We start from the raw sequence: 16,731 nt of genomic DNA on the forward strand, positions 1-16,731 counted from the left end.
CGAATATATTTACTAAAGGAAATAGTAATGAAGAACCTATACGAAAAAAGGATCGATCAGGCAAAACAGATACTGGCTCCATTGGGGGAAATTCATACACGTTCCCAGTTTGGGGGGTATGGGCTGTTGGCTGATAACACCATGTTTGGCCTGTTTTTGCAGGGTGAGGTCTACCTGAGGGCAACGGCGCAAATAGAAGAGGTATTCCACCGGCATCAGATGGCGCGGTTACGTTATATCCGGCGTGGCCTGCCCCTGACACTCTCTTATTTTCAGCTTACCGAGGCGGGCTGGCAGGATCCGGCCCTGTTTCTGCAATTGGCTACCCTGGCATTGAATGGGGCCAGGCAGGAGCTGGCAGAAAAGCAGAACCGTGAGCGGCTGAAAGCCTTGCCCAACATCGGCGGGCATCTGGAAAGCCTGCTGTTACAAGCCGGTATCCACAATCAGGAACAGTTAAAAGCGCAGGGAGCAAAGGCGTGCTATCTCAAACTGGATACGGATGATATTCCGCTCAGCCTTAAAGTGCTCTATGCCCTGGAGGGGGCCGTCACCGGTTACCACGAAGCGGCCCTGCCGGCGGAAAAACGTGATGAGTTGCGTAGCTGGTATGAGGCGCAGCACCCTGAGGCAGCCACCAAATACCGCCGCTGAAAGAGATGGCCAGCGCCCGGCTGGCCATCGTGATTGCATTGTTCAGTAAAAGCGGTGGTTCAGTCACGCCTGCGGGTCAGGTGACGGGCGGGTCAGCCGCTGATGCAGCGCGATTAATTCAGGCAGCAGGCCCAGGATTAACCCAACCTGTTGCAGCACCAGCTGCTCGCGGCTTTCCGCCTCCGGCACCACCGCCGCCACCCGCTGTGAAAGGCCCGCCAGCAGCCGTTGCAGCCGCCCGGCATCATTCGCCATCAGATGCAGCGCCCCGTCAACATAACAGGCGGCATCGTCGAGGATCGTCAGCACGTTGCTGTCATTCAGTTGCCCGCGATGGGCGCCCAACGCCGAAATGTAGCTCAGCAGCGTATGGTTCAGGCATAGCAGCCGGAACGCCTGCTCCTGCATCGTGGCACTGGCATCCGGCTCAACGGACATATTGGAAATCACGGAGGCCAGCTCTGCATTGCCGTTGTGCGCGTCCCGGCGCGCGATACGGTAGTCGAGCCGGTTGTCACGCCCCTGGTGATACTGCACCAGGATGGCATCCAGATAACGGCAGTTGGCATTCAGCGTTTTATCAATGACCAGCGGAAGCTGGCGGAAGCGCCAGTCAGGCCAGATAAAGGTCACGGCGGCCCAGGCGATGGCACACCCCAGCAGGGTATCGATCACACGCGGCAGGGCGACTTCAAACCCTTCGCCCAGCAGGTTGAAGCAGAGCAGCACCAGAAAGGTGATGAACATGGTGGCATGGGCGTACTGCACATTCCGGAAGGCAAAAAACAGCACGCCGCTGATGACAATAAGCACCAGTTGCCCTTCGGTGGAGGGCACAAAATAGAGGATCGGCAAGCCCAGCAGCACCCCAGCCAGGGTGCCGATAATCCGCAGCGCTAACCGGCGGCGGGTGGCATTGTAGTTAGGCTGGCAGACAAACAGGCTGGTCAGCAAAATCCAGTAACCATGATCCATGCCGGTGACCTGGATAAAGGTATAGCCGGCACACAAAACCACCGACATACGGATGGCGTGGCGGAACAGGGCCGATTGCGGCGTCAGGTTGCGGCGGAAACGCAACAGCATATCGCCCCAGCCGGAGAGGCGCTCCTCGGCCAGACGGGTTTCCTGTTGCTGGCCGGTTGCCAGCGCCTGTTCCGATTCAATATTGGCCAGCTGGGCGTCAATCGCCCGCAGGTTTTTCAGCAGATGCTGTAAGGCACGCAGCGGATCACGGTTATCCGGGTCATCAGCCAGGCGCACCAGGGTCGCCTGCAACTGGCTGAAAGCCCGCTCAAACTGGCTGTTATGCTGGTAAGACTGTTGCAGCAAAACACACTGGGCCAGGTGCTGGCAGGCGCGGGCCTGCATACTCAGCATCCGCTGGAAGCGAAACATGATGTCGCTGTAGCGGAATTTTTCATTCAGTTCGCGGTACTGCGCATGGGTGGAGCTGGCACGCTCATGAATATCCTGCGCGGCAAAATAGTAGTGCAGGGCGCGGCGGGTGCCGCGCTGGCCACGATCGCCTTTCAGCCGGGTCAGCAGTGAGATTTTGGTCTGGTTCAGGGTCGCCACCAGTGCGCTGTTGGCCATCGCGACCTCAATCAAGGGCTGGTCTCCCTCTTCGAGGTCGGGGTCAAACAGGTTGGATTTTGCATCCAGATAGTGGGCCAGCTGATCAAAACTGCGGGCAATCTGCTCCTGCAACGGCCGGATAGGGAAAATCAGGTGACCCATCAGCGTCAGCAGGTTATACCAGACAGCACCGCACAACAGCAGCAGCGGTTGCTGATACCATACCTGGTACATCGACGTGCCCAGCATGGTGTAGACGGCAATCAGCAGCGCGCCGAAGGCGATGGTGGCATAGCGCTGCCCGAGCGCGCCCAGCAGGATAAAGCCGCAGGTGGACAACATCAGCCCGGCCGCGAACAGCCACGGGTAGGGAAACAGCAGCTCGATAGAGGCCGAGGCGATAAAAAAGCACAGCAGGGTGATAAACAGATTGCGCAGGCGGCCGGCCAGCCGGTCATCCAGATCCGCCAGGGCCGCCGCCACCACCCCAAGCGTCAGCGGAATGGTCAGCTTCGGTTGCCCAAGCCACCACGGTGCTGCCGCTGCCCCGGTCAGGGCCAGGGTGATGCGGATATAGTAAAGAATACTGCTGTTATAAATATACCGGCGCAGGCCGGGGGCGTAAGCGAGCACAAAAGACTCCGGAAGCGAGAAGGTCAGCCCGGCTCAGGGCCGGAAAAGCGGGCAACCACCGGGTGGCGGCGGCCCGGCATTCATCAGCGGCGGGCGTTATTGAGCCGTGCCTGTTGGGCCACTTCGACCGGGACTACCCGGCGGCCTACCGGCCAGAGCGCAATGGCCGCAATTTTGAAGTTGGCGAGCCCCACCGGAATACCGATAATTGACACGCATTGCATAATCCCGGTCGCGATGTGGGACAGGCAAAGCCACCAGCCAAACAGCAGGAACCATACAATATTCAGCAAGGTGCCCCCGCTGCTCAGCACGGCGTTACGGCTCTCCGGATGAAGTTCATCAACGTGAATCGCCTCATTACCGTAAGGCAGCAGCGAAAGTTTGGTAATCTCCCAGCAGGAGCGGGTCAGCGGCAGGGTAAAGATCAGGACGACACTGACCACCGTTGCCAGCACCCAGGCCAGAGTAGTAAAAAAGCCGCCTAACACGAAATTCAAGATATTCAGTACAGTACGCATAATAAGAAATGTGCTCTAAATAAAAAACCAACAGGGATGTGTGTGCGTTATGGCCGTGCCACAACCCCAGAGTCTACTCTTTTTTTCACGCGGGAGCCTCTCTGCCTGCTCCAGGCAGACCGGCACCGGCACAGTAAAAAGCCCTTTACTTTCATGGCACAGAATTATGGAACTCAAAGCGACGCCCCTCGGCAAACATCTGGCTCAGCACCCCTATAACCGGGTAAGGCTGCTTAACGCCGGTGTGGAAGTCAGCGGGGATAAACACCACTACCTGATCCCCTTTAACCAGTTGATCGCTATTCAGTGTAAACGAGGAATCGTGTGGGGGGAGCTGGAGTTTGAGCTGCCGGAAAGGAAAGTAGTGCGGCTGCACGGCACCGAATGGCAGGAGACCCAGCGTTTTTACCATCATCTCTTTTCACGCTGGCAGCAGTGGAGTGAGGAGATGGCTGAGATCAGCGCGCAGGTGCTGGTGGCGCAGCAGGCGGTGATTGCACAGGCAGAACAACAGCCGCGCTGGCTGACGGAGCATGATCTGGCCACGTTGCAGCAGGGTATCCGGGAGGCATTTGAGGCGCTGCCGATGCCGGTGGCGCGCATGGCGGAGTTCGCCGCCTGCCGGGAGGCCTGTGAGCACTGCCTGCGCTGGCTGGACGAGGGCAGGGCGCAGTGTGAGGCGCGGAACCGGGCCTGGGCCGGGCGGATGGCAGCGGAGTATGCACCCTTTTTTGCCTCGGTAGAGCAAGGCCCGCTGAATGCGCCCCAGGTGCAGGCGGTGGTGAACGGTGAAGAGACGGTGCAGGTGCTGGGCGGCGCGGGCAGCGGCAAAACCGCGCTGGTGGCAGCGCGTGCCGGCTGGCTGTTGCAGCGGGGGGAGGCCGCGCCTGAACAGATACTGTTGCTGGCTCCTGACCGGCAGGGCGCGGACGCGTTGAACCAGCGGATCGCTGCCCGGCTGGGCAAGGCCGGGGTGGAGGCCCTCACGTTTCAGGCGCTGGCATTGCAAATCATCGCCCAAAGCGGGCGAAAAGTGCCGAAAATCAGCAAACTGGAAGAGGACGGCAGCGCGCGCCGGAAAATGCTGCTCAAAGCGTGGCAGCAGCAGTGCGAGACGAAAAAGCCCCAGGCAGCCGGGTGGCGCACATTGCTGACGGACGACCTGGGCTGGGCGATCCCTGACAAAGCCTTCTGGAAAAACCGGGCGCTGGGGGAACAGCTGGCCCCCCGGCTGGATCAGTGGCTGGCATTGATGCGCAACCACGGCGGCAGCCAGGCAGAAATGTTAAGTGAAGCGCCGGAGGCGCTGCAGAGCGCGTTCCAGAAACAGATGCGCCTGCTGGCACCGTTACTGAAAGCCTGGAAAGCGGCGTTGAAAGAGGAGGGGGCGGTGGATGCCGGCGCGCTGTTGCATCAGGCAATGGATGTACTCAATAAAGGGCGCTTTATCAGCCCCTGGAAACAGATCCTGGTGGACGACCTCCACGCCGTCTCCCCGCCCTGGGTGCAGCTGCTGGTTGCCCTGCGGGCGCAGAACAGCCATACCGGCCTGTTTGCTGTGCTGGATAATGTGCTGGTGGGCCGCGACACCACCAGCCCGGACGGCCCGCTGTATCCCCTTTTTGATAAGCCCCATGCGCAGTGTGAGCTGGAAACCACCTACCGGCTGAATGATCTTATTGCAGACGTGGCGGCCGGCATTATCCCGCTGCCGCCCGGGCAGGGCCGCCCCGCGCTGACCAGCCTGCGCCGCGGCGATAAAAAAAGCCTCCAGCTGTTGCCGGATGACCAACTGGATGCCTTGCTGGACAAACTGAGCGGCTTTGTTTCCCCCACGGAGCAGGTGCTGTTATTGGCCCGCCACGCTGCCTTGCGCCCCGCCATCGTGCAGAAAGCGGCAACCCGCTGGCCGAAGCTCAATCTCCGTTTTTCCACTCTTCATGGCAGCCGGGGGCAACAGGCGGAGTACGTCATAGTGCTGGGGTTGCAGGGCGGGCATGAAGGTTTTCCGGCCCCGGAAGGGGAGACAGCGGCCGATCAGGTGTTAACACCGGTACAAGGGGCTGCAACGCACGAGCAGGAGCACCGGTTACTGTATACGGCGCTGACCAGGGCGGCCGGGCGGGTGTGGCTGCTTTATTCGCCCGGTAACCTGTCCCGTTTTGTGGACGAATTGAAGAAGCGGGGCGTGCCGGTGCAGCGTAAGCCGTAACGGCGCGCCCGGCCGGGTTATTTCAGACGATCCTGCAGATAGCGCTGATAGTCCGGGATCGTGACCTGCACTTCCCGGCGGAACAGGCTGGACTCAATCAGGAAATCCGCCGTCGAGCGGTTATTGGCGACCGGAATGTTCCACACCGTCGCCAGGCGCAGCAGCGCTTTGACGTCCGGGTCATGCGGCACGGCGTTGAGCGGATCCCAGAAGAAAATCAGCATATCGATTTTGCCTTCAGAGATCAGCGCGCCGACCTGCTGGTCCCCGCCCATCGGGCCGCTGAGCATACTGGTCACCTCAAGCCCGGTGGCGCGCTGTACCAGGTTGCCGGTGGTGCCGGTGGCATACAACCGATGCTCCGCCAGCAACGCCTTATTCTCATCAACCCAGCTCAGCAGAATATTTTTACAGTGATCGTGGGCGACCAGCGCGATGTGTTTTTGTATGCCAATGGTGCGGGTGGTGAATTCCATATAAAAGCCCTTTATCAAAGGTAAGAGATAACGGACAGAGTACTGAAACTGGTTTTTCCTGCAAATGGCTGATGGCTGAAAAAAGCGGGAAGCCACAGGAAAAAGCGCTTTTTAGGGTAAAAAGCGCCTGGAGGGATTAACGCGCCGGGTGTTTTTCGGCCCAGTTCAGGAAGCGCTGGCGGGTTGGGGCGTCCGCCTGTTGGAACCAGTATTGCAGCATCTGCTCCGCCACGTTTTCGCCCTGTACGGTGACGGAAGCCTGGCTTACGGTGCCGGATGTGGCCGGCAGCGCCGGGCTGGCGGCTGCGGCAGGTAGCAGCGCGGTCACCGAGGCCGGCTGGTTCGCGGCGTTATACTCCGCTATCGCTTTTTCCAGATCGGCACCCAGGCTCAGGCCGGGGATCTGCAGCGTGTCGCGGCGCACCGGCAGCGGGTGTTGATTGCCATCAACAACCTGGTAATCCGGGTGGGCATCAAAGCGTTTGCCGTCAGCGTCATTTTCCAGCCGCGGCAGGGTAAGCTGCCATGCGCCCTCAGCCGGGATATCGAACGCCGCAATCTGCGGTGACGAATGGTACAGGTACTGGTCACGCGCCCCGGCGCGCAGCACTCTGGAGACGCGGAACAGCAACTGATGCCGGCCCGGTGCCAGTGTCAGCTGCTCAACCTGATTCAGCGACGACCCCGCCGCCTTTTTACCGTCAACCACCAGTACATCAACGTCCGGCGACAACGCCAGCGTGGCCGCGGTGGCAGGCAGGCACACAGAGAGCGCCAGCAGGCCGGTGACTATCCATCCTCGTTTCATTTCTCAGTTCCTCAGCAAAAAAGTCCGGCGTATTGTCCGGCAAGGTTTCCGGTGAGTCAAAGCATTCAACCGTTTGATTTGTATGTATTTTTAAGGTGAATGAGAGGGGCGTAAAGTATGTGTTTTAATGATGAATATTGGGTGCAACCGCACTTTTTTGCGGCCGTTACTGAGAAAATGTGGCCCGCTGCCGGTGTAATCCGCGCCGGTGACGTACACTTGGCTGATACCACATCAAAGGGAGCATCAGGATGCAAGACAGTGACATCGCACAGGTACTGAAAAAGGTGAAAACCATTGCGCTGGTGGGCGCGAGTGATAATCCGTCCCGGCCCAGTTATGGCGTCATGGCGTATCTGCTGTCGCAGGGGTATGAGGTGATCCCGGTCAGCCCGAAACTGGCCGGCAGTACCCTGCTGGGGCAGCCGGTGGTCGCATCGCTGAAAGAGATCGGCCGCCATGTGGATATGGTGGATGTGTTTCGCAATACCGAGGCGGCCTACGGGGTGGCCCAGGAGGCGATCGAGATCGGGGCCGATGTGTTGTGGTTACAGATTGGGGTGATCAATGAGCAGGCGGCGGTACTGGCGCAGGATGCCGGGCTGCGCGTTATCATGGATCGCTGCCCGAAAATAGAGATCCCGCGCCTCGGCCTGCATCGCGCTGCCTGACGCAGCCCATAAAAAAGCCCAGACAAGGTCTGGGCTCCGGCGTTTCTCAGCAGCATCATTAATGGCGCAGACGCGGCGCCTGAAGCTGGTGGCGGATCTTTGCCGCCAGTTCATCCAGAGAAGGCTGTTCAGGGTGGGCGTCTGCCACTTCTCTGTCCAGTTGCGCTTCGGCCAGATACGTATGTACCGGCTGGCCTTGATCATCTTCCATCACAACGTGATACCAGGGCGCAAAACGCAGGCGTTCATTACCTGCAACCTCTTCTGCGCTTGGTTTTTCCAATGAGTATTCGGGGTCAATATCAATCACGACACCCAAAAAACCCAGCAGCTTATGGCGTACCTGCTGGCCAATACCAAATTTGCTGGCAATCATCATGACCTCCTGAGAAACCGTGCCTTTGCCTGAGAGAAATGGGGGCGAAAAGCACGTTTTCAAGTTACATCATCCGGCAGGCAAAGCCTTTCAGATAGAGGCCTTCAGGGTAAGGCGCGATAACCGGATGATCCGCCGCCTGGCGGAACTGCTCTATAAATTGTACATCACGCCCTGCATCTACGGCGGCATCGGCCAAAATTTTCTGGAACAGCTCAACCGGCATCAAACCTGAACAGGAGAAGCTCAGCAGAATGCCGCCCGGCGACAGTAACTGCATCGCCAGCATGTTGATGTCTTTATAACCGCGGCAGGCACCGGCCAGCTGGTTTTTGTTCTCAACAAACTTAGGCGGGTCCATCACGATCAGGTCAAAGGTTTCACCCCGGTCGCGGTAAGCGCGCAGCAGCTGGAACACATCATCCCGGACAAAGTCCGCTTTGCTGAGATCAAGCTGGTTGAGCTCGACGTTCTGGCGGGCAATGTCCAGCGCAGCTTGGGAGGTATCCACACTGGTGACATGCGTGCAACCGCCCATCAGGGCCGCGACGGCAAATGCGCCGGTGTAGGAGAAGCAGTTCAGTACCCGGCGGCCTTCTGCATAACGGCGGGCAGCCAGGCGGCTGTCACGCTGGTCCAGGTAAAAACCGGTTTTGTGGCCCTGCTGGATATCCACCAGCAGCTGCATGCCGTGTTCGGTAATCGGCAGTAGGGCCGGCGGCATGTCGCCCAGCACGTGGCCCTGGGCCAGCGGCAAGCCCTCTTTTTTACGCACCGCCACATCAGAGCGATCGTAAATGGCGCATTCCGGGAAACATTCCTGCAGCGCAGTCAGCAGGGCGGCGCGCTGGTATTCGGCACCGGCAGAGAGCAGTTGCAGCACCAGGAAGTTCTGGAAACGGTCGATGGTGATGCCCGGCAGGCCGTCGGACTCACCGGCAATCAGGCGGTAGCCGTTCAGGCCGTCACGTTTGGCCAGCCAGTCACGCCACTGCTGGGCCTGCTTCAGCCGGCGGACAAAGAAGGCGGTATCAATCTGTTCCTGCTTGTCGAACGTCCAGACGCGGGCACGGATCTGGGACTGGGGCGAGTAAGCGCCACGTGCCAGCCATTTGCCCTGGTTGTCGTAGATCTCAACGGTATCACCGGAAACGGCGTCACCTTCAACGCGGTGAACAGCACCGGAAAAAACCCACGGATGGCGGCGGAGCAGGGATTTTTCGCGCCCTTTGGCGAGATATAAACGTACGGTCATAATATAAAGGCTGCCAGCTTAAAAAAAAGAGCGACATTGTCGGAGTATGACGCCGAAAATGCAACGAATCACACCAGATGAGGAGAAGATTATGGCAAAGGTCTGTGTTTCTGCCTATGTGTATGGGCTTGTTCAGGGCGTCGGGTTCCGTTACTCGACGCAGCATCAGGCAAAAAGCCTGGGGTTGACCGGTTACGCGCGTAACCTGGAAGACGGCAGTGTGGAAGTAGTGGCCTGCGGCCCGCAGGAGAAGCTGGACCAGCTGATAAGCTGGCTGAAGCAGGGCGGGCCGAAAAGCGCCAGGGTAGACCGGGTGTTGACGGAACCCAAAGCCGCCGGGGAATACAGCGACTTCAGCATCCGGCATTAAGTCAGAGGCACTTCACCGGCTTGGGCAGGCCGGCAATTTTGGTGGCCTGTTTGGCCGGCCCTTTAGGGAACAGGCGGAACAGGTAACGGCTGTTGCCTTTCTCTTCCCCATATTTTTGCGCCATCGCTTTCACCAGCATACGGATGGCCGGTGAGGTATTGAACTCCAGATAAAACGCGCGTACGAAACGCACCACTTCCCAATGGGCGTCAGTCAGGGTAATGCCTTCCTGCGCAGCCAGCAGCGGGGCCATCCCTTCCTGCCAGTCCGCGCTGTTTTTCAGGTAGCCCTGGGTATCGGTGTCGATGGTGCGGCCTTCAAACTCGAACATACAACCTCAGAAACGGGAAAAATCGGCGGGCAGTTTACCAAAATTGGGGCGGTGCCAACAATAACCGTGCGCAGGTTGCAGCAGCGTGAAGGCCGTCTCAGGGAAAGGCAAGGGGGGCGTCACCCCGCCGCAGCGGGGTGAGCAGGCACAGCATCAGTTACTGCGGGCGAAGCCCAGCAGGCTCAGCAGGCTGACAAACACGTTGTACAGTGACACATACAGGCTCACGGTCGCGCGGATATAGTTGGTTTCCCCGCCGTGAATGATGTTGCTGGTTTCCCACAGGATAGCGCCCGAGGAGAACAGGATGAACATCACGCTGATGGCCAGATAAAGCGCCGGGATCTGCAGGAACAGGTTGGCGATCACCGCCACCAGCAACACCACAAACCCGGCCATCATCATGCCGGAGAGGAAAGACATGTCCTTACGGGTGGTCAGCACGTAGGCGGAGCAACAGAAGAACACCAGCGCGGTGCCGCCCAGCGCCAGCATGATGATGTCCCCGGCACCGGCAGACAGCAGCGAGCTTAAGATGGGGCCGAGGGTATACCCCATAAAGCCGGTCAGGGCGAACGCCGCCAGGATACCGGCCGGGCTGTCAGCCAGGCGGTACGTCAGGAACATCAGGCCATAGAAGCCGACCAGCATCAGCAGCAGGCCGGGGGCCGGCAACATCAGCAGCGTACTGGCCGTTGCCGTCAGGGCCGAGAAGCCCAGCGTCAACGCCAACAGGAAATAGGTGTTACGCAACACCTTATGCGTGCTCAACAGTGAGCGTTCACGTGACGAAACGACGATACGATCCATATGCGATCCCACCAGGTATAGTGAAAAGAAACAGAATCATAGAAAGTTGGTGCCGCGCCGCATAGACGTTTTACCCTTCTTTACGCGGTCATGACGAGTGAAAAAGCGGCAGCCTGCTGGTTTTTACGGCGATTGCGCGGCATGCGTCTATTTTTCAGGCGATTGAATCATCTCGGGCTTTACAAGCCGATCAGGGATGTTTATAGTTCGCGTCGTTGCGGAGGAGTGGCCGAGCGGCTGAAGGCAACGGTCTTGAAAACCGTCGATGGGCGACTATCCGTGAGTTCGAATCTCACCTCCTCCGCCATCAAATTTAAGGGGTTGCCGAAAGGCAGCCCCTTTTGCTTTGTAGCGTTTCAACGCATCTGCTCTGCCGTCCGGCGCGTTTACCCTTTCCGGCATCACGAAACGTGATCCAGCTCTGAATTACCCGCAAACCATATTCTCTTCGCCCCGAAAGTGATCGCCATCACGACAGGCAAGTAAAAATTAAATTAGGATTAGTGCCAATAGACGAACGGAAGTTGTCTGCTGTGTGTTCCGTTAAAGAGCTGACTTGCCTGACAACCGGAGATAAGCGCCGGGGAACAACACATTTTTCTGACTGGACTTCTGTAAGCAGTAGCCTCCTGAATAAGTAAAATGATGTCGTTTTCAAAATATACCCTGCCTGGTGCAGGGTTTTTTTGTACCTGGGCTGTGCAGGGCAGTGCCTGGCCGGATTTTCAACCCGACAGAGATGGCACAACTTTTATGGATTGTTTATCATATGTTCATAACGGTCGTGAATGAATCACCTTCATCATGTGCCGTGCCGGCAAGGCCTGCATCAGGGCATCGATACCGGCAGGCCGTGGTGAACCCAGGCAGTAATGAACGCGTCAGTGGCAAAGTGAGATGGTGTGAAAAAAAGATCTTCTCTCCCGGAGAAGCCGTTGTACCAGGAAACCCTGGGAGATGCGCAGTTTGCTGTGGCGGTACTGGTGCTGACATCCTGTACATTGATCGTTTTCACGCTGATCATTACGCTGCTGGTGACATAACGGATGATGCAGGGAGCCGGTAACATGGACAAAAAACGTCTTGATGACAACAAGCTGATCGCAATCATTGCGTTGCTCGTCTCCAGCCTGATTGTGGTCTCTGTGTTGTTCGGCATGACATACTTTTCCGATATCAAAAACCACGATGCGGCGCGGCTGGACGTTAAACGCTGCTACATCAAAGAGTGACGCTTCCCAGGCCGGTTCCGTTCAGGGAGCGGCCCAGTATTTCAACACGCCCTCGTTATGCCCGGTCACCGGGTCACTCTTCGGCAGCGGCACATCCTGCACGGCTTTCGTGCGCGCGGACAGCAGCGCCGGTTCATCACGGCATAAATCCGGGCTGAAGCCGGCCGGATAGGCCCCCACCAGCATAAATTCCTTATCAGCCGAGAGCTGTTTATGGCCCACGCCCGCCGGGATCAGCAGCACATCACCGGGTTTTACCTCATGAACCGGTCCCTGCTCACCGCCCAGTTGCAGGCGGGCCGTTCCGGCATAGCAGCCTACCACCTCGTGCGTGGTGGTGTGAAAATGGGTAAACGGGTAGACGGGGTAACGCCACTGCGGCGGCCAGCCGTTCGCCGTGAACAGGTGCTCCAGATAGGCGGCATTATCCGCGGTGTCCGGCGGAATCACATGGTGGTAGAGCATCACCGGGTAGGGGCTGTTCGGCACGCCGTGCGCCGGTGTGGTCAGGCTAATCCTCTCCATAGCAACCTCTCTCGATTGGGCGCGGGTAAAAGGGCAGACAGGGGCAGCGGCCAGTATTGCCAGAATGCGGCAAAACCGGCGGCGGTCAATGGGCATCCACGTTCCTCCATTCCATGTGTCACAGTGAGATAAGCACAGCAACCGCGCGGGGTTACATCCAACAGGTATAGCGCAAAACGTGATGATGATCGTTTTCTGCTGATCTTTTTCTGAAAGCGGGCGCCGGCGTACGCGACGCATTTTTGGGAGGCCACATGGCCGGAAGCCCGCTGTCACCGGGCTTCGCGCGTGCCGCACGTTGCGTGCTGCAGGGGGCGCAACATCAGGCCGTGGTGAAAGAGGGGAAATGGATTTGAAAAAAAACCTTTATCTTCTAGGCTTAAAGAACATAAAGCACTTCAGGAGGAGAAGTCATGAATAAAAAAACACTGTTAATGGCAGCGATGGGAGCTGTAACGCTGCTGTCAGGATGTACCGCTTATGACCGCGCATCCAGCTATGTTGATGAGCCGGTCGTGAGCGACGTGAAAGTCGGCATGACCCGCGAGCAGGTACGCGCCATCGCCGGGCCGCCGTCCACCGATGTGACCATGATCCATGCGAAAGGGACGTGCAGCAACTACGCGATCAAACCGCGTGACGGCAAAGCGCAGGTTTACTTTGTCAGCTTTGATGAGACCGGTCATGTCCTGAATAAAGGCTACCAGTCATGTGCGGATTACGACACCGACCCGCAGCAGGGCAAATAATACCCCGACAAGGGTAAATAAGCCTGCGCAAAGCGACAATACAGAAACGGCCGCCTGGTTCTTCCGGCGGCCGTTTTTATTGGGCATCAGGGGGTGGGGCAACGGCTGACAGGGGAAAAAACAGCGGCTATCGTTGAATTTAGGCCCACAGCAGCCGGTTATTCGCGCAATGGTTTTTGTGGCGGCAGGCGTATTCTGATGCCACTTAACCAGCCTGACAGGAATAACCATGAGCTTACGCACCGAACGCCTTTTCAAATACCTCAGCCTGATTTGCGGCGTGGCGATTATCGGCCTGCTGACGGTGATGTACCGTACCGGCCTCTGAGTCCCTTTCAGGCGTCGTTATTGATCTTCACCCCGATCCGGGTCACGTTCCCGCCTTCCATCTCGGCAATCGTCCAGATCAGATCGTTCCAGTCGATATGGTCACCGATAACCGGTTCTCCGCCCAGCCGCTGCAACATAAAGTGATGCAATGGCTGGCCGGGGTCGATATCCGCTGACAGCGTCAGGCCATATTGCTCCGCCACTGCGCCCAGCCGGGCATCCGCATCCAGAATAAAGTCGCCGAAGAAGCGCTCGTCCACCTTGGTGCGCGGCGTCTCACTGAAGAGTTTGCCTAACTGCGGAATATCGCTTTCGCGGCCAATCACACACAAAATATCGCCCTCCTGCAGGCGGGTGTTGCGCGTGGGGTAGAGCATCTCCTGGCCGCGGAACAGCGCGGTGATGCGGGTCTGCGGCGGCAGTTGTAAATCGCGGATCGCCGCGCCGATATACCACTTTTCCGCCCCGAGCTTGTAGGTGAAATGCTGCCAGATATTCTGCGGGTCGATATCCAGCCCGATGCGTGACTCCGGCGTCGGTGTCGGCGGCACAATGACCCGCGCCTGCTGGGCAGCCCAGGCCAGTGAGGTGCCCTGTACCAGCAGCGACACCAGCACGATAAAGAACGCCACATTGAAGAACAGGCGCGCATCAGGGATGCCCGCCATCATCGGGAACACCGCCAGGATAATCGGCACCGCGCCGCGCAACCCAACCCATGACAGGAATACCCGCTCACGGCCGGTAAAGCTGCGGAACGGCAGCAGGCTGGCAAACACCGCCACCGGCCGCACAAACACAATCATCCACACCGAAAGCAGCAGGGCCGGCAGCGCAATCGGCAGCAACTGGCTGGGCGTCAGCAGCAGGCCGAGCACCATAAACATGCCGATCTGGCTCAGCCAGGCCATGCCGTCAAAGGTTTGCAAAATGCCGTGGCGGTTGCGGATCGGCGAGTTGCCGAGCTTCAGGCCGCACAGGTAAACCGCCAGAATACCGCTGCCCTCCAGCAGGGTAGTGAGGGCAAACACCAGCAGGCCGCCGCTCAGGGCCAGCAGCGGGTAAAGCCCTGGTGCCAGGGGGATGCGGTTGATCGACTGCTGTAACAGCCAGCCACCGGCAAACCCGAGGGCGATGCCCAGGCCGAACTGGCGGATGATGTCCACAATAAACATCCAGCTCAGGCCATGCTCGCCTTTGCCGATCATGTCGATCAGGGTAATGGTCAGGAACACCGCCATCGGGTCATTGCAGCCGGACTCAATCTCCAGCGTGGCGCTGACGCGGTCATTCAGCCCTTTGCCGCCAATCATGGAAAACACGGCGGCCGCGTCGGTGGAGCCGACAATCGCCCCAATCAGCAACCCCTGATAGAGGTTGACATGGAACAGCCAGGCGGCGGCCAGCCCGGTCAGCGCGGCGGTCAGCACCACGCCTACGGTGGCGAGCGAGAGTGCAGGCCACAGGGCGACGCGGAAATAGGAGGCCCGGGTGCGCATCCCGCCATCCAGCAGGATCACCGCCAGCGCCAGGTTGCTTATCATGTACGCCAGCGGATAGTTATCGAACTCAATCCCGCCCAGGCCATCCACGCCGGCCAGCATCCCAATGGCCAGAAAAATCACCAGGATCGGGATACCGAGCCGTGAAGAGAGCGAACTCAGCAGAATGCTTGCCCCTACCAACACGGCACCAATCACAAACAATGTGTTGATAGTGCTTGCTTCCAAATCGCTTTCTCCCCTGTTTTTGCCGGTTATGCAGCAACTATGCCAGTTAACTGATTATGCAGAACCACTATAGTGTAATTTAGCCTGAGAATATCAAAGAGGTGTTTGATAATTTAGGAAAATGAGCGATACGCCGGGCTTTTGGCGGGTGACAGGCAGCATGTTGCAACCATGCGACAGGGGTAGCGCAGGAACAGGGCCCCGTAATGGGGCCGGCAGAATCAACGCGGGTGGCGGCGTGCGCGTGGGTTAAGCAGGTTACGTGACCGGCTGAGCTGGATGTGGCGGTAAAGGGCATAGACCGCGAGTACGCAGAATACCACCATCAACATAATTAACGTGGTTTGCATCGGGATCTCCGGTAAAGAAAGGAAGCACCTCTGCCGGGTGGCAGCTTAACGTAGTGTAGTGTATGCCTTGCGGCTTGTGTGTTTTGTGAGCGTTTTGCCGGCTATCCGCGGTTGGGCCACCGGCCGCGAACGGGTATACTGCCGCGCTGTGCCCGGTTGGCGGGCTGTTGTTATCAAGGATTCGCGTTTGTCTGACATCTCTGCCCCGGCCCGGCCGGGCCTGCGTCTCGCGCTCCAGGAGTGGGTGCTGATCGGCATTACCATGATCTGGGGCGGCACGTTTCTGATCGTTCATCTGGCCGTCCAGGTCAGCGGCCCGTTCTTTTTCGTTGGCCTGCGGTTTGCCACGGCGACCGCCGTGCTGCTGCTGTTCTCCGCCCATACGCTGCGCGGCCTGACCTGGGCCGAGCTGAAAGCCGGCAGCCTGGTGGGGGTGGCCATTATGTTCGGCTATGGCCTGCAAACGGTGGGGTTGCAGAGCATTAACAGCAGCAAATCCGCCTTTATCACCGCCATGTATGTGCCGATTGTGCCGCTGTTACAGTGGCTGGTGCTGCGGCGTGCACCGGGCATCATGTCTTCGCTGGGCATTGTGCTGGCCTTCGCCGGGTTGATTCTGCTCGCCGGGCCGGACAACGCCTCGCTCAGTTTCACCTTTGGCGAGATCATTACGCTGGTGAGTGCGCTGGCGATTGCTGCTGAGATCCTGCTGATTGGCGCGTTTGCCGGCCAGGTGAATATCCGCCGCGTCACCATTATCCAGCTCGGCACCGCCTCGCTGCTGGCATTTTTGATGATGGCCCCGGCCGGGGAAAGCCTGCCGCCGCTCTCTGACCGGCTGCTCTGGAGCGCGCTGGGCTTAGGCTGTGCCAGTGCGCTGATCCAGGTCACCATGAACTGGGCGCAGAAGAGTGTGTCACCCACGCGCGCCACGGTGATCTACGCCGGTGAGCCGGTCTGGGCCGGGGTGGTCGGGCGGCTGGCCGGTGAACGGTTGCCGGGCGTTGCGCTGCTGGGCGGGGCGCTGATTGTGCTGGGGGTGCTGGTCAGTGAGCTGCGGTTGAAAAGAAAAAAACCGGCCGCTGTCTCAGACGGGTGTGCTGGATAGCGGCCGGCGATC

Annotated in this window: 19 protein-coding genes and 1 tRNA gene; 9 read left to right on the plus strand and 11 right to left on the minus strand. The window is 58.8% G+C overall.

Annotated elements, in window-relative coordinates; all coding sequences use genetic code 11:
* Positions 1-27 precede the first annotated feature (27 nt).
* Positions 28-654, plus strand: coding sequence for a TfoX/Sxy family DNA transformation protein (locus JK232_RS12985; protein WP_212589297.1), 627 nt, complete (start codon positions 28-30; stop codon positions 652-654).
* Positions 655-717: 63 nt separating this feature from the next.
* Here the strand turns inward: JK232_RS12985 and yccS are convergent, their stop codons facing one another.
* Together yccS and JK232_RS12995 are read right to left on the minus strand one after the other, a co-directional pair.
* The gene (yccS, locus tag JK232_RS12990; protein WP_101857459.1) at positions 718-2,865 is read right to left on the minus strand and encodes a YccS family putative transporter; all 2,148 of its coding nucleotides are present in this window, start codon (positions 2,863-2,865) and stop codon (positions 718-720) included.
* An 83-nt stretch (positions 2,866-2,948) separates the two neighbouring features.
* A complete protein-coding gene (locus JK232_RS12995) occupies positions 2,949-3,386 on the minus strand; it encodes a YccF domain-containing protein (protein ID WP_072925665.1) in 438 nt (145 codons plus the stop codon).
* Between the two features lie 166 nt (positions 3,387-3,552).
* On the opposite strand from JK232_RS12995, the gene helD reads away from it, so the two are divergent.
* On the plus strand, positions 3,553-5,598 hold the full coding sequence (gene helD / locus JK232_RS13000; protein WP_212589298.1) for a DNA helicase IV: 2,046 nt from the start codon (positions 3,553-3,555) through the stop codon (positions 5,596-5,598).
* Between the two features lie 17 nt (positions 5,599-5,615).
* Here helD and JK232_RS13005 read toward each other — a convergent pair whose 3' ends face one another.
* Both JK232_RS13005 and JK232_RS13010 read right to left on the minus strand, forming a co-directional pair.
* Positions 5,616-6,074, minus strand: coding sequence for a methylglyoxal synthase (locus tag JK232_RS13005; protein ID WP_072925659.1), 459 nt, complete (start codon positions 6,072-6,074; stop codon positions 5,616-5,618).
* 136 nt (positions 6,075-6,210) lie between these two features.
* Positions 6,211-6,882 carry a DUF2057 family protein gene (locus tag JK232_RS13010; RefSeq protein WP_101857461.1) on the minus strand — a complete coding sequence of 224 codons (672 nt, stop codon included), beginning with the start codon at positions 6,880-6,882 and terminating at the stop codon, positions 6,211-6,213.
* 251 nt (positions 6,883-7,133) lie between these two features.
* On the opposite strand from JK232_RS13010, the gene JK232_RS13015 reads away from it, so the two are divergent.
* Positions 7,134-7,553 carry a CoA-binding protein gene (locus tag JK232_RS13015; protein ID WP_072925654.1) on the plus strand — a complete coding sequence of 140 codons (420 nt, stop codon included), beginning with the start codon at positions 7,134-7,136 and terminating at the stop codon, positions 7,551-7,553.
* 58 nt (positions 7,554-7,611) lie between these two features.
* Here JK232_RS13015 and hspQ read toward each other — a convergent pair whose 3' ends face one another.
* Positions 7,612-7,929 carry a heat shock protein HspQ gene (gene hspQ / locus JK232_RS13020; protein ID WP_072925650.1) on the minus strand — a complete coding sequence of 106 codons (318 nt, stop codon included), beginning with the start codon at positions 7,927-7,929 and terminating at the stop codon, positions 7,612-7,614.
* A gap of 64 nt (positions 7,930-7,993) precedes the next feature.
* Positions 7,994-9,184 (minus strand): 23S rRNA (cytosine(1962)-C(5))-methyltransferase RlmI, encoded by a 1,191-nt coding sequence (rlmI, locus tag JK232_RS13025; protein WP_101833828.1) that lies wholly within the window; start codon positions 9,182-9,184, stop codon positions 7,994-7,996.
* Positions 9,185-9,275: 91 nt separating this feature from the next.
* On the opposite strand from rlmI, the gene yccX reads away from it, so the two are divergent.
* Positions 9,276-9,554, plus strand: a complete 279-nt coding sequence (gene yccX / locus JK232_RS13030) for an acylphosphatase (protein WP_072925644.1) — start codon at positions 9,276-9,278, stop codon at positions 9,552-9,554.
* A 1-nt stretch (position 9,555) separates the two neighbouring features.
* On the opposite strand, the gene tusE is transcribed toward yccX, so the two are convergent.
* Both tusE and yccA read right to left on the minus strand, forming a co-directional pair.
* Positions 9,556-9,885 (minus strand): sulfurtransferase TusE, encoded by a 330-nt coding sequence (gene tusE, locus JK232_RS13035; RefSeq protein ID WP_072925642.1) that lies wholly within the window; start codon positions 9,883-9,885, stop codon positions 9,556-9,558.
* Between the two features lie 153 nt (positions 9,886-10,038).
* The gene (gene yccA / locus JK232_RS13040; RefSeq protein ID WP_072925639.1) at positions 10,039-10,695 is read right to left on the minus strand and encodes an FtsH protease modulator YccA; all 657 of its coding nucleotides are present in this window, start codon (positions 10,693-10,695) and stop codon (positions 10,039-10,041) included.
* Between the two features lie 219 nt (positions 10,696-10,914).
* On the opposite strand from yccA, the gene JK232_RS13045 reads away from it, so the two are divergent.
* The 3 genes from JK232_RS13045 to JK232_RS13055 all read left to right on the plus strand — a co-directional run bounded on the left by JK232_RS13045 (position 10,915) and on the right by JK232_RS13055 (position 11,927).
* A tRNA-Ser gene (locus JK232_RS13045) sits at positions 10,915-11,002 on the plus strand.
* 595 nt (positions 11,003-11,597) lie between these two features.
* On the plus strand, positions 11,598-11,738 hold the full coding sequence (locus JK232_RS13050) for a hypothetical protein (RefSeq protein ID WP_165698427.1): 141 nt from the start codon (positions 11,598-11,600) through the stop codon (positions 11,736-11,738).
* 24 nt (positions 11,739-11,762) lie between these two features.
* Positions 11,763-11,927 carry a hypothetical protein gene (locus tag JK232_RS13055; protein ID WP_165698426.1) on the plus strand — a complete coding sequence of 55 codons (165 nt, stop codon included), beginning with the start codon at positions 11,763-11,765 and terminating at the stop codon, positions 11,925-11,927.
* 21 nt (positions 11,928-11,948) lie between these two features.
* On the opposite strand, the gene JK232_RS13060 is transcribed toward JK232_RS13055, so the two are convergent.
* Positions 11,949-12,452, minus strand: a complete 504-nt coding sequence (locus tag JK232_RS13060; protein ID WP_241506049.1) for a cupin domain-containing protein — start codon at positions 12,450-12,452, stop codon at positions 11,949-11,951.
* Between the two features lie 413 nt (positions 12,453-12,865).
* Between JK232_RS13060 and osmE the strand changes: the two genes are divergently transcribed.
* Positions 12,866-13,201 (plus strand): osmotically-inducible lipoprotein OsmE, encoded by a 336-nt coding sequence (osmE, locus tag JK232_RS13065; RefSeq protein WP_072925633.1) that lies wholly within the window; start codon positions 12,866-12,868, stop codon positions 13,199-13,201.
* A 335-nt stretch (positions 13,202-13,536) separates the two neighbouring features.
* Here the strand turns inward: osmE and JK232_RS13070 are convergent, their stop codons facing one another.
* Both JK232_RS13070 and JK232_RS22940 read right to left on the minus strand, forming a co-directional pair.
* Positions 13,537-15,261, minus strand: a complete 1,725-nt coding sequence (locus tag JK232_RS13070) for a potassium/proton antiporter (protein WP_072925630.1) — start codon at positions 15,259-15,261, stop codon at positions 13,537-13,539.
* A gap of 221 nt (positions 15,262-15,482) precedes the next feature.
* A complete protein-coding gene (locus tag JK232_RS22940) occupies positions 15,483-15,611 on the minus strand; it encodes a hypothetical protein (RefSeq protein ID WP_276327345.1) in 129 nt (42 codons plus the stop codon).
* A gap of 196 nt (positions 15,612-15,807) precedes the next feature.
* Between JK232_RS22940 and JK232_RS13075 the strand changes: the two genes are divergently transcribed.
* Positions 15,808-16,719, plus strand: a complete 912-nt coding sequence (locus JK232_RS13075; protein WP_394854008.1) for a DMT family transporter — start codon at positions 15,808-15,810, stop codon at positions 16,717-16,719.
* Positions 16,720-16,731 lie beyond the last annotated feature (12 nt).

Source organism: Nissabacter archeti (genome assembly GCF_018257325.1).
GTDB lineage: Bacteria > Pseudomonadota > Gammaproteobacteria > Enterobacterales > Enterobacteriaceae > Chimaeribacter > Chimaeribacter arupi.